The following is a 1,429-nucleotide window of genomic DNA, read 5'->3' as shown; positions in this document are numbered from 1 at the left end:
TTACGGAGAATCAAGGAGAAAGCCTCGCGCTTCAGCGCGGGGATGAATCCGACAAACGATGATACAAACCACCGACGATAGCGCGGCCTGATATTCCAGTAGATGCTTAATATAGCACACTTAATTACAATTGTAATGGTCACGGTGACTGTCACCACGAAGTTCCACAATCCATCCCTCTCACGGCGGAAAGAGTGGCAACGCGCCACTCGACTCTACCGTGACACCAAGCAATTCTGTATCAACGGATGGGAGAACGGCGACTTCGGGAAGTCCGTGACCACGGCCAGTATCGACAACGACCTCTACTCGGCCATCCAGAACCAAGCCATCCGTGAGGCGAAATCCGATCATAATAAGGACGGGGAAGTTCGCTACCGAGAGAGTCAACCGTTCGCCATCAACAACCAGAACTGGGAACTTGACACGACCGAGAACGGCACAGTCGTCGTCGGCTTCCCGTGCGTCTCCCAATGGTGGTACACACCGATAGAGGTGTACGACGACATTGCCGACTCCGTAGACCGACTGGTGGAGGGTGACGCTGACAAGACCCGCCTGCAGGTGTACCGTCGCGGCGACGACTGGTACTGTACGTTCAACGTGGAATACGACGCCGACACGTCGTGTGAGACACCGATCGGTGTCGATATTGGCCAACGACACATCCTCGCTGTGACAGCTTATGGCGAGGATGAGTCAATGCTGGTGTCTGGTGGTGAGGCGAAATATGTTCGACGCAAATATCGTTCCCTACGCGATTCGCTCTCGGAAGCGGGTGCGCTTCGCGCACGTAACCGTGTAGGTGACAAAGAACAGCGTCGAATCAAAGACCTGAATCACAAACTCTCCCGTCGCCTCATCACGTTCGCGGAACAGTTCGAGAACCCTGTCATTCGGATGGAAGACCTCGAAGGTATCCGCGAGGACAGCTCATGGTCAGGTGTTCACTCGTGGCATTTCCACCAACTCCAACAGTTCATCACGTACAAAGCCGAACGTGCTGGGATTCGTGTTGAGCAGGTCGATGCGTACCATACCAGCCAGCGGTGTTCAGCGTGTAGTTCGATAGGAAGCCGTGATGGCGACCACTTTTCGTGTTCGGAGTGCGGTCGAGGACGCCACGCGGACCTGAACGCTTCAGAAAACATCGCACAACGGGAGGGTGAACCATGTACGGCGTAGCAGTTCGGCTGACGCGAACCGTACTACCTCGCTGGTTGAATAGCCCGCCGTCTTCGGCGCCCGCAGATTGCGGGGAGGAAGGCCCCATTGACAGGGCTACACGCGCTGAAAAGCACACCGTTGGTCACAACTCGGTGGCGACCGTTGACGGTCCACGCGAAAGCGTACTTGAGGCCCGAGGAAACGCGCAACCTGAATATCCCCTTCGGGGAATCCTCGCGCTTTAGCGCGGGGAGGATGTCAA

Annotated in this window: 1 protein-coding gene; it reads left to right on the top strand. The window is 56.1% G+C overall.

Going from position 1 to position 1,429, the window contains the following annotated elements:
• The first annotated feature begins 135 nt into the window (after nt 1-135).
• Nucleotides 136-1,185, top strand: coding sequence for an RNA-guided endonuclease TnpB family protein (locus DJ73_RS14830; protein WP_094558338.1), 1,050 nt, complete (start codon nt 136-138; stop codon nt 1,183-1,185).
• The last annotated feature ends 244 nt before the right edge of the window (nt 1,186-1,429 follow it).

This window comes from Halorubrum sp. Ea1 (assembly GCF_002252965.1).
Classification (GTDB): domain Archaea; phylum Halobacteriota; class Halobacteria; order Halobacteriales; family Haloferacaceae; genus Halorubrum.
This window is presented reverse-complemented; position numbering and strand designations above follow the sequence as displayed.